Here is a 12493-nt window from a genome sequence, read left to right as displayed (position 1 = left end):
CGAAAGCTGGAAAGGAGATCACAGTCCATGTGGGAGCCGGCTTGCTCGCGAAGCTTTTAGCGTCAGTGATGACGCCTTCGCGAGCAAGCCCGCTCCCACAGGTCCTGAGTTCGACCGTTGGATTGTATTCGGTCGAGGCTTACAAAATGGCGGTTATCTTATAGCAAAACGACCCCGGTGGGCCCCTGGTGCTGGTCAGTTGGACCACGAAACCTGTGGGAGCGAGATTGCTCGCGATGGCGTCGGATCAGCCGCATCAATATTGACTGACACACCGCTATCGCGAGCAAGCTCGCTCCCACAAGGGAAATTGGTCGGATTCATTTCGCGACCGGCTCGAATTGCCGCAGCAAAGCCCTATAATGCGCGCCGGTTTTTGGGGTAATGGTCATGAGTACAGAAGATCCACGGTTTGCCGGTATCGCCCGTTTGTATGGCATCGAAGGCCTGGAGCGCTTGCGGGCGGCCCATGTGGCGATTGTCGGGGTGGGCGGCGTCGGTTCCTGGGCGGCGGAAGCCATCGCCCGTTGCGGCGTGGGCGAGATTTCGCTGTTCGACCTGGATGATGTCTGCGTCAGCAATGCCAACCGCCAACTGCACGCCCTGGACAGCACCGTCGGCAAACCCAAGGTCGAGGTGATGGCCGAGCGCCTGCGCGGCATCAACCCCGACTGCACGGTGCATGCCGTGGCGGATTTCGTCACCCGCGACACCATGGCCGAATACATCACGCCGAACATTGACTGCGTGATCGACTGCATCGACAGCGTCAACGCCAAGGCGGCGCTGATCGCCTGGTGCAAACGCCGCAAGATCCAGATCATCACCACCGGCGGCGCGGGTGGGCAGATCGACCCGACGTTGATCCAGGTGTGCGACTTGAACCGCACGTTCAACGACCCGCTGGCCTCGAAAGTGCGTTCCACCCTGCGCCGCGATTACGGTTTTTCCCGTACCGTGACCCGCCATTACAGCGTGCCCTGCGTGTTCTCCACCGAGCAACTGCGCTACCCGAAACCGGACGGCAGCATTTGCTTGCAGAAGAGCTTTGTCGGCGATGGCGTCAAGCTCGACTGTGCTGGCGGGTTTGGTGCGGTGATGATGGTCACGGCGACGTTCGGCATGGTCGCGGCGACCAAGGCTGTGGATAAGATTGTGGCGGGTGTGCGGCGGCCGGCGGACCGGGTTAAGCCTCAGGTTTGAGCACTGGGGCTGATGGCCTCATCGCGAGCAGGCTCGCTCCCACATTGGATCTCATGGAACACAAGTTTTGTGTACGACACGGATCCCCTGTGGGAGCGAGCCTGCTCGCGATGGCGATCATTCAGTCAACTCAAGCATCCGCTTCAACACCGCATTCAAACCATTGCTGCGCGAAGGCGACAACTGCCGTGACAATCCCAACTGATTGAACCACCCCGGCAAATCCACCTGCTGCAACTCGTCAGCCGACAAGCCGTTGACCCGCGCCAGCAGCAACGCCACCAGCCCACGAATCAACCGCGCATCGCTGCTGGCGGCAAACTGCCAATGTCCGTCCTGCAGCCGTCCCACCAACCACACCTGACTTTCACAACCATGGACGAGATTGGCGTCGCACTTATCCGCATCGCTCAAGGGCGGCAGGCGCTCGCCCCATTGCATCAGTAGCCGGGCGCGTTGTTCCCAACCCGATGCGTCCTGAAACACTTGCAGCGCTGTGGCCGCGTCGGCCGGCAGGCTCATCGGAGCATCTCCAGGGCCTGGTCCAGAGCCTCGAAGAAGCGTTCGATATCGGCGGAGTCGTTGTACAGCGCCAGCGACACGCGAATCGCCCCCGACAGCTTCAGATGTTTGAACAGCGGCATGGCGCAGTGATGCCCGGCGCGTACAGCGATGCCTTGTTCGGTCAGCAAGTGGGCCAGGTCGGCGTTGTGCACGCCTTCGACCACGAAGCTGACCAGGGCCAGGCTCGGATTGCCCACCAGGCGGACGCCATTGCGCGCCAGCAGCCCGTGGAGCAGGTAGTCATGCAGTGCAGTTTCATGGTCGCTGACTGCCTGCGGGTCGAGGCCGGACAGGTAGTCGAGGGTCGCGCCCAGGCCGATCACACTGGCAATCGGCGGCGTGCCGGCTTCGAAGCCCAGTGGCGCCGGACGGAACGTGGCACTGTGGTAGTCGGCCTGTTGCACCATCTCGCCGCCGAACTGCCAATGACGCAGTTGATGAAGCGCTTCGGTGCGGCCGAACAACACGCCCAGTCCTTCGGGGCCATAGAGCTTGTGGCTGGAAAATACATAAAAGTCGCAGCCCAGTGCCTCCACATCGTGACGGCCATGAACCACGCCCTGGGCGCCATCGATCACCGTCAGCGCGCCTTGGGCCTTGGCCAGGGCCAATAGCGCTGGCAAGGGCTGCCAGGTGCCCAGCACGTTGGACAGCTGGCTCACCGCCAGCAGGCGCGTACGTGGGCCGATCAGTTCGGCGGCGGCGCTGATATCGATCACCCCGTCGGCACCCAGCGGCAACACCACCAGCGTCAGCGCACGACGCTCGGCCAGTTGTTGCCACGGCAGCAGGTTGGCGTGGTGTTCCAGGGCACTGATGACGATTTCATCGCCCGGATTGAAAAGATGTTCCAGCCCATAGGCCAGAAGATTCAGCGCCGAAGTGGCGCCATGGGTGAAGACGATTTGCCCGCAATCCCCGGCATTGAGCCATTGCGACACTTTGAGTCGGCTGTCTTCGAATGCCTGGGTCGCATGGGCGCCCGGCAGATGCTGTGCGCGGTGCACGTTGGCCGCGCCATTGGCGTAGTAATGCGCCAGGGCGTCCAGCAGGGCTTGGGGTTTTTGCGTGGTGGCGGCGTTGTCCAGGTAGGTCTGGCCTTGCCGTTGCAAGGCGGCGATGGCCGGGAAATCGGCGCGCCAGGGAGAGGGAATCAACATGCTTTCGGGCCCTGCTGGAGTTACGCCGGACCCTGTGGGAGCAAGGTTGCTCCCACAGGTGATGGTGTGAAGCGGCTTAGTTGTGGGCGTGCAGTGCTTCGTTCAGCTCGATGGCCGATTTATGGGTTTTGCATTCCACCGCGCCGGTCTCGGAGTTGCGGCGGAACAGCAGATCGGGCTGGCCGGCCAGCTCGCGGGCCTTGACCACCTTGACCAGTTGGTTGTTCTCGTCCAGCAGCGCCACCTTGGTGCCGGCGGTCACGTACAGGCCCGACTCCACGGTGTTGCGGTCGCCCAGCGGAATGCCGATGCCGGCGTTGGCACCGATCAGGCAGCCTTCACCGACCTTGATCACGATGTTGCCGCCGCCCGACAGGGTGCCCATGGTCGAGCAACCGCCGCCCAGGTCAGACCCCTTGCCAACGAATACGCCAGCCGATACACGGCCTTCGATCATGCCCGGCCCTTCGGTGCCGGCGTTGAAGTTGACGAAACCTTCGTGCATCACTGTGGTGCCTTCGCCCACGTAGGCGCCCAGGCGGATCCGTGCGGCATCGGCGATACGCACGCCGGCCGGGACCACGTAGTCAGTCATTTTCGGGAACTTGTCCACCGAGAACACTTCCAGCAGCTCGCCGCGCAGACGGGCTTCGAGCTGGTGCTCGGCCAGTTCGCCCAGGTCGATTGCGCCCTGGCTGGTCCAGGCCACGTTCGGCAGCAGCGGGAAAATACTGGTCAGGTTCAGGCCGTGAGGCTTGACCAGACGGTGCGACAACAGATGCAGCTTGAGGTAGGCCTCGGGCGTGGAGCTCAGTGGGGCGTCTTCAGCCAGCAGAGTGGCGACCAGCGGCTTGTGGCTCTCGGCCAGACGGGTCAGCAGCGCGGCTTGCGCGGCATCGACGCCCTTGAGCGCGTCAGCCAGTTGCGAAGCCTGTGCGGTGGTGAAGGTGATGGCCTGGTTGCCTTCGCTATAGCCCAGAATCGGCGCGATGGCCTTGACGATCTCGGCCGAAGGGTTGAGCAACGGTTGGGCGTAGAACACTTCCAGCCAGCTACCTTGACGGTTTTGCGTGCCGACACCGAAGGCCAGGCTGAACAGAGTATTGGACATGAAATTACCTCTACAAAATGGACTGGGCAGGCTTACTTGATTTCTGCCGCATATATATCTGGCTTGAAGCCAATCAGGGTTCGGTCACCGAGATCAAGCACCGGGCGCTTGATCATCGAGGGTTGGCCGAGCATCAGTTCGATGGCTTTCGTCTGGTCGAGATCGGCTTTGCGTTCGTCGTCGAGTTTGCGAAAGGTCGTACCGGCACGGTTCAACACCACTTGCCAGCCATGCTCGTTGCACCATTGGGTCAGGTGCTCACGGTCGATGCCGGCGGTCTTGTAATCGTGAAAGTCGTAGTGCACAGCGTGTTCATCGAGCCAGGTGCGCGCCTTTTTCATCGTGTCACAGGCTTTGATACCGAAAAGGTGCAACGTTTTACTTGAATCGGTCAAGGAATTGCCCCCTTTGCAGGTGCTGGAAATAAAAGGTCAAGGATTATGCCATGACCGGACGGTTTCGCGACGCCAGATCGGCATGCACCCAAACCTGTGGGCGAGTCTGTGGGAGCAAAGCTTGCTCGCGATACAGGCGACACGGTTCAACTGCAAGACTGCGCCATCGTTCATCGCGAGCAAGCTTTGCTCCCACAGGCTCATTCCACAGGGCTGACTGCGACATAGGTGTAACGGCCAAGTTAATGCTAGGCGGTTAATATGGCACTTCAACGGCAAGCTGTTGCCGGATGTGTGTCGCTGTAAATGGAAACTCGTTATGCAAAGCGCTTATACCGTGCTGATCCTGTTGACGCTGGTGGGTGTTTCACGGCTGATCGGACGGTTGATCCCGCTGCCGTTGCCCTTGGTGCAGATCGGCGCAGGGGCGTTGCTGGCCTGGCCATCCCTGGGTTTGCATGTAACGCTCAATCCGGAGTTGTTCCTGTTTTTATTCCTGCCACCGCTGCTGTTCTCCGACGGCTGGCGTATGCCCAAGCGCGAATTCTGGCGCCTGCGCGGGCCGATCCTGACGCTGGCGGTGGGGCTGGTGCTGTTTACGGTGGTGGGCGCCGGTTATTTCATTCACTGGCTGCTGCCGAGCATCCCGCTACCGGTGGCGTTTGCCCTGGCGGCGGTCCTGTCGCCGACCGACGCGGTGGCGGTGTCGGCGATTGCTCGCGACCGCTTGCCCGCCCCCCTGATGCACATGCTCCAGGGCGAAGCGCTGATGAACGACGCCTCGGGCCTAGTCACCTTCAAGTTCGCCCTGGCGGCGGCCATCACTGGGGTGTTTTCCCTGGCCAACGCGAGCCTGACCTTCGTGCTGGTGGCGATCGGCGGACTGCTGGTCGGCGTGGGCTTGAGTTGGCTGGTGGGCCGTATGCGGGCCTGGATGATCGGGCGCGGCTGGGACGACCCGGCCACCCACGTAGTATTCATGTTGCTGTTGCCGTTCGCGGCCTATGTGCTGGCTGAGCGCTTGGGCGCTTCGGGGATTCTCTCGGCGGTGGCGGCGGGCATGATGCAGAGCTGGCTCGACCTGCTGCCGCGCCAGACCGGCACGCGGTTGCTCAACCGCAGCGTCTGGTCACTGCTGGAGTTCGCCTTCAACGGCTTGATCTTCCTGCTGCTGGGCCTGCAATTGCCGGACATCGCCAAGGCGGTGACCAGCCACGAAACCACATTGTGGCCGACGCTGTTCTACCGCTGCCTGGACGTGGTGGCGATTTTCCTGGTGTTGCTGGTGCTGCGGTTTGTCTGGGTGCAAAGCACCTGGCGCCTGTCCGGGCTATTGCGCCGCTGGCGTGGCAAGGGCGAGCTGACGCTCGTGCCGACTGCGCGCTCCTGCTGGTTGCTGACCTTCGGCGGGGTGCGCGGAGCGGTGACACTGGCGGGCGTGCTGTCGGTGCCGATGCTGTTGGCGGCGGGTGAGCCGTTTCCCGAGCGAGACTTGCTGATCTTCATTGCCGCCGGGGTGATTCTGCTGTCATTGATCGCCGCCTGCATCGCCCTGCCATTGCTGCTGCGAGGTATCGAGAAAAGCCCCGATGACAAGCGCCGCCACGAAGTGCGCGATGCCTGGCGCAAAACTGCTGAAGCGGCGATCCATGCATTGGAAGTGGACGAAACGAGCGAGGCTGCCAGCGCGCCCGACGCGACCCAAGCGGCGCTGGCGACCGAGGTCAAGGCGCGGTTGATGTCTGAATATCGCCATCAGTTGGAGGTGTTCAACGACTCCGCCGAAGCCCAGGCGCTGGCGTTTGAGATGGACCTGCTGGAACGCCGGCTGCGCTTGAAGGCCTATCGGGCGCAGCGGCTGGAGTTGTATCGCCTCAGCCGTCATCACCAGATTGGGGATGATGTGCTGCGAGAGGTGCTGGGGGAGTTGGATCTGGCAGAGGCGAATTTGGGGTTGGGTAAATAGCAGCCATGGCGCAAAGCTAATTGTGGCGAGGGAGCTTGCTCCCGCTGGGGCGCGAAGCGGCCCTGGTACCAGACAATCCGGTGTATCAGGTAAATTGAGTTCACTGCTTTGGGGCTGCTGCGCAGCCCAGCGGGAGCAAGCTCCCTCGCCACAGGGATGGCGGTCTGTCAGACGCACCGAAGTTTCCGACAAGTTTTTAAGGTTGTCCGTCGGAAGCGAGGGCTCTAGCCTCTGGGTGTCGCTGCCAATTCAGCGACCGGACGTGAGAATCCGAACAAAACCTCTAGGAGCACGGGCTTCTGCGCTATCCAAGCGCGGGGCTTTACATACTTCAGCTCTAGGGAGCAATTTTGATGGACAACAAAGAGACTCAAAACGCACCAAAGCCCGCATCCACTTTCCCCTACGGCGATTACGCACCCGAAAAACTGCAAGAAGCCGCTGATCGTGTGCTGGATCACTATCTCAAACCTGACGACAGCGAGTCAGAACCCAAGCCCTCAGTACAGCTATTCACTGTGGCTGACGGTATCGACACCGAAGTGTTGCTGGCCAATCTCAGCGAAACCCTGGCTTCGGCCAATGCAATGCTCAATGACCTTGCCTTCGATCAGGACGGCTCGCGACGACATGTAGCATTGGGAGTGGCCCAGATGATTGAGTTGGGGATGTTGTTGGCGAACAAGTGCCTGGATCGGGTAGAGCTTCGGGCTTGATTGTAATAGTGCCGTCCTCATCGCGAGCAAGCTTTGCTCCCACAGGATCCGGTATCGATCACAAACTTTGTGAACAACACCAAACCACTGTGGGAGCAAAGCTTGCTCGCGATAAATCGAAAGGCAAACACAAAAATCCCAGTAAAGCACTGAACCTGTGGCGAGGGAGCTTGCTCCCGCTGGGGCGCGAAGCGGCCCTGAAACCGCACAAATCGGTATGTCAGGCAGATTGAGTTGACTGCTTTGGGGCCGCTACGCAGCCCAGCGGGAGCAAGCTCCCTCGCCACAACAGCGTCCGCTTCGGCGGGATATAGCCATCAACCCCGACGCTGAATGAACGCGCGAATCCGCTCCGCCGCTTCCACACATTCAGCCAATGGCGCGACCAGGGCCATGCGCACGCGTCCGGCGCCTGGGTTGACGCCATCCACTTCGCGGGACAGGTACGAGCCCGGTACCACGGTCACGTGTTCCTGTTCGAACAGGTCACGGCAGAACGCCGCATCATCGCCCGCTACGTTCGGCCACAGGTAGAAGCTACCGTCGGGGCGTTGCACGTCCAGTACCGGGCTGAGGATTTCCAGTACCGCGTCGAACTTTTCCCGGTACAGCGCGCGGTTGGCCCGTACGTGCACTTCGTCGTTCCATGCGGCGATGCTCGCCAGTTGGGTCTGAACCGGCATCGCGCAGCCGTGGTAGGTGCGATACAGCAAGAAGCCCTTGAGGATGTCCGCATCGCCGGCCACGAAACCGGAGCGCAGGCCTGGCAGGTTGGAGCGTTTGGACAGGCTGTGGAACACCACGCAGCGCTTGAAATCCTGGCGACCGAGCTCGACGCAGGCGCTGAGCAGCCCTGGTGGCGGGGTCTGTTCGTCGAAGTACAGCTCGCTGTAGCACTCGTCCGCGGCAATCACGAAGTCGTGCTCGTCGGCCAGGGCAATGAGCCTCTTCAGCACATCCACCGGGATCAGCGCACCGGTCGGGTTGCCCGGTGAGCACAGGAACAGAATCTGGCAGCGTTTCCAGATGTCCGGCGAGACCGCATCGAAATCCGGATTGAAGCCGTTTTCGTCCAGGCACGGCAGGTAGTGTGGCTTGGCTCCGGCCAGGAACGCGGCACCTTCATAGATCTGATAAAACGGATTCGGGCTGACCACCAGCGCGTCGTCGCCACGGTTGACCACGGTCTGGGTGAAGGCAAACAGCGCTTCACGGGTGCCATTGACCGGCAGCACGTGGCGCGCCGGGTCCAGCCAGCCGTTCGGCACGTTGAAGCGGCGCTCGCACCAGCCGGTGATGGCTTCACGCAATTCCGGGATGCCGAGGGTGGTCGGGTACACGGCCATTTTTTCCAGATTGCTGGCCAGGGCTTCAGCCACAAAGCTTGGCGAGCGGTGCTTGGGCTCGCCGATGGACAGCGCGATGGGGCGTTTGTCCGGGTTGGGCGTGACGCTGCCCAGCAGGGCGCGGAGCTTTTCGAACGGGTAGGGCTGCAACTGGTTCAGAGCGTTGTTCATCGGGGGCCTCTTTCAATGTGGGAGCGAGCCTGCTCGCGATAGCGGTATGTCAGGAAACATCTGTGCTGGATGTTCTGCCGTCATCGCGAGCAGGCTCGCTCCCACAGGGGGAAATTTGTTCGTTCAGATGCTGATCCGTGTCAGGTGAGCATCAGGTTCCTGGTTGACGCTCAACTGCCGGACAATCGCGTCCTGCAAGCGGCTGCACAGCTGCGGATCGGACAGCGGCTGGTTATGCGCGTCAGTGATGAAGAACACGTCTTCCACCCGTTCGCCCAAGGTGGCGATCTTGGCGTTCTGCAACGACAGGTCGAACTCCAGGAATATATGCCCGACCCGCGCCAGCAGGCCAGGGCGGTCCGGGGCGCTGAGCTCCAGCACCGTGACCTGACGCTGGGCGTCGTTGTGGATCGTTACCTGGGGAGCGAAGGCGAAGTGCTTGAGCTGGCGCGGGACCCGGCGCTGGATGATGGTCGGGTAATCCGCCGGGTTGCGCAGGGCCTCGGTGAGACCGTCGCGGATCTGTTTGACCCGCGTCGGGTTGTCGCCAATCGAATCGCCATCGGTGTCGAGCACAATGTAGGTGTCGAGGGTGAACTGGCTGCTGGAGGTAATGACCCGGGCGTCGTGAATGTTGAGGTTGAGCTGGTCCATCGCCGCCACAGTCACGGCGAAGAAGTCGTGCTGGTCCGGGGCGTAGATGAAAATCTGCGTGCCGCCCTCGAACTCGCGCTGGGTGGTTTCCTTGATCAGCACCAACGGCCCGCCATCGGCCGGTTGCTGCAGAATCGCGTCGCTGTGCCAGGCGACGTCGCCGGCAGTGTGGCGCAGGAAATAGTCATCGCCCAACTGCGACCAGAGCTGTTCGACGTCGTCCGGATCGGTGCCGCCGCGCACCAGGATGTCCAGGGCGGCAGTCTGGGTGCGACGGATCTGCTCTTCGCGGTCCACCGGGTTTTCCAGGCCGCGGCGCAGGGCACGCTTGGTCTCGGTGTAGAGCTGGCGCAACAGGCTGGCGCGCCAGGAATTCCACAGGCTCGGGTTGGTGGCATTGATATCGGCCACGGTCAGCACGTAGAGGTAATCCAGACGTGTTTCATCACCGACGATCTGGGCGAAGTCGTGGATCACCTGCGGGTCGGACAGGTCCTTGCGCTGGGCGGTGGTCGACATCACCAGGTGATTCTGCACCAGCCAGACGATCAGCCGGCTGTCCCATACCGGCAGTTGATGGCGCTGGCAGAACGCCTCGGCATCCACCGCGCCGATCTCGGAGTGGTCGCCCTGGCGACCCTTGCCGATGTCGTGGTAAAGCCCCGCCATGTAGATCAGTTCGGGCTTGGGCAGCTTGCCCATGAGCTTGCTGGCCAGCGGGAATTTTTCCGATACCTGGGTGTATTGCAACTTCCGCAGGTGCTTGATCAGGTTCAGCGTGTGGGCATCGACCGTATAGATGTGGAACAGGTCGTGCTGCATTTGACCGACGATGAAACCGAACTCCGGCAGGTAGCGCCCCAGAATGCCGTAGCGGTTCATCCGCCGCAGGTTGCGATGCACCCCGATCCTGCACTTGAACAGCTCGATGAACAGGCTGGTGTTGCGGATATCGTGGCGGAAGTCGTCATCGATCAGGTGACGGTTTTCCCGCAGCAGGCGAATGGTGTCGGCGCGCACCCCCTTGATTTCCGGCTGCTGGGCCATGAGCACGAAAATCTCCAGCATGGCGAACGGCGTACGGCGGAATACATTGGCGTTGCGCGCTTCGATGTAACCATCGTGGAGCTGGAAGCGTGAGTTGATCGGCTGCGGCGGTTCTTCGTCTTCGGGGGCGAGGATGACCTCTTCGAAGTGCTGGATGATCAGTTCGCTGAGCTGGGCGATGCTCATCACCACCCGGTAGTACTGCTGCATGAAGTTTTCGATGGACTGCTTGGCATCCTGGCCCTCGAAACCCAGCAAGCCCGCGATGGAGCGCTGGTGATCGAACAGCAAGCGGTCTTCGGAGCGCCCGGCAAGCATGTGCAAGGCGTATCGCACTTTCCACAGGAATTCCTGGGACGAGGCCAGCAGGGCATTTTCGCTTTCCACCAGGAAGCCTTCGCCAGCCAGGGCGCGCAGGTTCAGAGTGCCGTACTGGCGACGGGCAACCCACAGGATGGTCTGGATGTCCCGCAATCCGCCAGGGGAGCCTTTGACGTTGGGTTCCAGGTTGTATTCGGTGTCGTTGTACTTGTGATGGCGGGCCTTTTGTTCGGCGTGCTTGGCCAGGAAAAAGTCCTTGCTGGGCCACATGTGCGCGGTGCTGGTGACCTCGAGCATACGCTGGCGAAGGCGCTCGGGACCGGCGATGGTGCGGCTTTCCATCAGGTTGGTGATCACCGTCAGGTCGGCGCGGGCCTCTTCGGCGCATTCCTGCACCGAACGCACGCTCTGACCGACTTCCAGGCCGATGTCCCACAGCAGCGTCAGGAAACGCTCGATGGAGTCGCGGAAAACTTCATGGTCGGCGCTGTCCAGCAGGATCAGCAGATCGATGTCGGAGTAAGGGTGCAGCTCACCGCGCCCATAGCCGCCCACCGCCACCAGGGCAATGTCGGCATCTTCGCTCCAGTTGAACTGCTCCCAGGCCTTTTGCAGGATGTTATCGACGAACCAGGCACGGTCTTCGATCAGCCGGCGAATATCCCGGCCACTGCGAAAGCGCTGGTCGAGCACTTCATGAGCCTGGCGGATCGCCTTCTTGAAGGCCGATATGGGGCTTGCCTTCAGGGCCAGTTCAGCCTGGAACTGGCCGCGGTCGAAGAGTTCGGGATCCACCTGCGGCATCGAATGGCTTTCCTTTCTTTCTATCTATAGCTGGGTTGTGGATCAGGCGGAAACGCGAGCGATGGTGTCATCGCTGCGCAGGGTGAAGATCTCGTACCCAGTCTCGGTAACCAGCAAGGTATGTTCCCACTGGGCCGACAGCTTGCGGTCCTTGGTGATGGCGGTCCAGCCGTCGCCCAGTACCTTGGTGTCGGCGCGACCCTGGTTGATCATTGGCTCGATGGTGAAGGTCATGCCCGCTTGCAGCTCCATGCCGGTGCCGGCACGGCCGTAGTGCAGGATCTGCGGTTCTTCATGGAACACTTTGCCGATACCGTGGCCGCAGAATTCGCGCACCACCGAAAAGCCGTTCTTCTGCGCGTGTTTCTGGATCACTTCACCGATGTCTCCCAGGCGGCAGCCCGGTTTCACCAGTTCGATGGCCATGTACATGCATTCCTGGGTGACTTTCGACAGGCGCTGGGCCCATTCCGGCACGTTGCCGACATGGAACATGCGGCTGGTGTCACCGTGGTAGCCATCCTTGATGACGGTAACGTCGATGTTCAGGGTGTCGCCATCCTTCAACGGCTTTTCGTTGGGGATGCCGTGGCAGACCACGTGGTTGATCGAGGTGCAGATCGACTTGGGGAAGCCTTTATAGTTGAGCGGGGCAGGGATGGCTTTCTGCTCGTTGACGATGTAGTCGTGGCAGATCCGGTCCAGTTCTTCGGTGGTAACGCCCGGCTTGACGTGTTCGGCAATCATTTCCAGCACGTCGGCGGCGAGTTTGCCGGCGACACGCATTTTTGCGATGTCCTCGGGGGTCTTGAGGGTGACGGTCATACAGGCTCTCTCTGCGCCCGGCGGCGCTGTTCAAAACGAAATAGGCGGCGGATGATGAGCAGCGCGGCCCTGAAAGAGGCGATTCTAACAGACGATCAGCGCAATGAACCCTATCGCCTGGATGGAACTCTGTGGCGAGGGGATAAAACCCCTTCCACAGGGGTTTTCAGAATCCGTGTTCCGTTTTCGCCCTTGCTGTGGTATAAAATG

General features: G+C 61.3%; 10 protein-coding genes. 3 read left to right on the top strand and 7 right to left on the bottom strand.

Annotated features, from left to right (window positions below):
- Positions 1-390 precede the first annotated feature (390 nt).
- On the top strand, positions 391-1203 hold the full coding sequence (gene tcdA, locus BW979_RS25090) for a tRNA cyclic N6-threonylcarbamoyladenosine(37) synthase TcdA (protein ID WP_003198205.1): 813 nt from the start codon (positions 391-393) through the stop codon (positions 1201-1203).
- 117 nt (positions 1204-1320) lie between these two features.
- On the opposite strand, the gene BW979_RS25085 is transcribed toward tcdA, so the two are convergent.
- The 4 genes from BW979_RS25085 to BW979_RS25070 form a co-directional block, all read right to left on the bottom strand.
- A complete protein-coding gene (locus BW979_RS25085) occupies positions 1321-1725 on the bottom strand; it encodes a SufE family protein (RefSeq protein ID WP_047227552.1) in 405 nt (134 codons plus the stop codon).
- Positions 1722-2927, bottom strand: a complete 1206-nt coding sequence (locus BW979_RS25080) for an aminotransferase class V-fold PLP-dependent enzyme (protein WP_076386194.1) — start codon at positions 2925-2927, stop codon at positions 1722-1724. The genes BW979_RS25085 and BW979_RS25080 overlap by 4 nt, the downstream gene beginning before the upstream one ends.
- Positions 2928-3003: 76 nt before the next feature.
- The gene (gene dapD / locus BW979_RS25075) at positions 3004-4038 is read right to left on the bottom strand and encodes a 2,3,4,5-tetrahydropyridine-2,6-dicarboxylate N-succinyltransferase (protein WP_076386193.1); all 1035 of its coding nucleotides are present in this window, start codon (positions 4036-4038) and stop codon (positions 3004-3006) included.
- 32 nt (positions 4039-4070) lie between these two features.
- Entirely contained in the window at positions 4071-4433 is a 363-nt protein-coding gene (locus BW979_RS25070) for an ArsC family reductase (protein WP_076386191.1), read from the bottom strand.
- Between the two features lie 319 nt (positions 4434-4752).
- On the opposite strand from BW979_RS25070, the gene BW979_RS25065 reads away from it, so the two are divergent.
- On the top strand, positions 4753-6399 hold the full coding sequence (locus BW979_RS25065) for a Na+/H+ antiporter (RefSeq protein ID WP_076386189.1): 1647 nt from the start codon (positions 4753-4755) through the stop codon (positions 6397-6399).
- A 353-nt stretch (positions 6400-6752) separates the two neighbouring features.
- On the top strand, positions 6753-7115 hold the full coding sequence (locus tag BW979_RS25060; protein WP_047227557.1) for a DUF6124 family protein: 363 nt from the start codon (positions 6753-6755) through the stop codon (positions 7113-7115).
- A 317-nt stretch (positions 7116-7432) separates the two neighbouring features.
- Here BW979_RS25060 and dapC read toward each other — a convergent pair whose 3' ends face one another.
- The 3 genes from dapC to map form a co-directional block, all read right to left on the bottom strand.
- Positions 7433-8632 (bottom strand): succinyldiaminopimelate transaminase, encoded by a 1200-nt coding sequence (gene dapC / locus BW979_RS25055; protein WP_047227558.1) that lies wholly within the window; start codon positions 8630-8632, stop codon positions 7433-7435.
- Positions 8633-8755: 123 nt separating this feature from the next.
- The gene (locus BW979_RS25050) at positions 8756-11458 is read right to left on the bottom strand and encodes a [protein-PII] uridylyltransferase (protein ID WP_076386187.1); all 2703 of its coding nucleotides are present in this window, start codon (positions 11456-11458) and stop codon (positions 8756-8758) included.
- A gap of 42 nt (positions 11459-11500) precedes the next feature.
- Positions 11501-12283: a type I methionyl aminopeptidase gene (map, locus tag BW979_RS25045; RefSeq protein WP_047227560.1), complete on the bottom strand. Its 783-nt coding sequence runs from the start codon at positions 12281-12283 to the stop codon at positions 11501-11503.
- Between the last annotated feature and the right edge of the window lie 210 nt (positions 12284-12493).

Origin of the sequence: Pseudomonas sp. A214 (assembly GCF_900156295.1) — a bacterium.
Taxonomy (GTDB): domain Bacteria; phylum Pseudomonadota; class Gammaproteobacteria; order Pseudomonadales; family Pseudomonadaceae; genus Aquipseudomonas; species Aquipseudomonas rhizophila.
Note: the sequence above shows the minus strand (reverse complement) of the source record. Positions and strands in the feature narration are given on the sequence as shown.

Bases quoted from the DNA above. Each gene is read 5' to 3' on its own strand.
- BW979_RS25085 (WP_047227552.1), bottom strand. From the start codon at position 1,725: ATGAGCCTGCCGGCCGACGCGGCCACAGCGCTGCAAGTGTTTCAGGAC.
- BW979_RS25050 (WP_076386187.1), bottom strand. From the start codon at position 11,458: ATGCCGCAGGTGGATCCCGAACTCTTCGACCGCGGCCAGTTCCAGGCT.
- BW979_RS25080 (WP_076386194.1), bottom strand. From the start codon at position 2,927: ATGTTGATTCCCTCTCCCTGGCGCGCCGATTTCCCGGCCATCGCCGCC.
- tcdA (WP_003198205.1), top strand. From the start codon at position 391: ATGAGTACAGAAGATCCACGGTTTGCCGGTATCGCCCGTTTGTATGGC.
- BW979_RS25060 (WP_047227557.1), top strand. From the start codon at position 6,753: ATGGACAACAAAGAGACTCAAAACGCACCAAAGCCCGCATCCACTTTC.
- dapD (WP_076386193.1), bottom strand. From the start codon at position 4,038: ATGTCCAATACTCTGTTCAGCCTGGCCTTCGGTGTCGGCACGCAAAAC.
- BW979_RS25065 (WP_076386189.1), top strand. From the start codon at position 4,753: ATGCAAAGCGCTTATACCGTGCTGATCCTGTTGACGCTGGTGGGTGTT.
- map (WP_047227560.1), bottom strand. From the start codon at position 12,283: ATGACCGTCACCCTCAAGACCCCCGAGGACATCGCAAAAATGCGTGTC.
- dapC (WP_047227558.1), bottom strand. From the start codon at position 8,632: ATGAACAACGCTCTGAACCAGTTGCAGCCCTACCCGTTCGAAAAGCTC.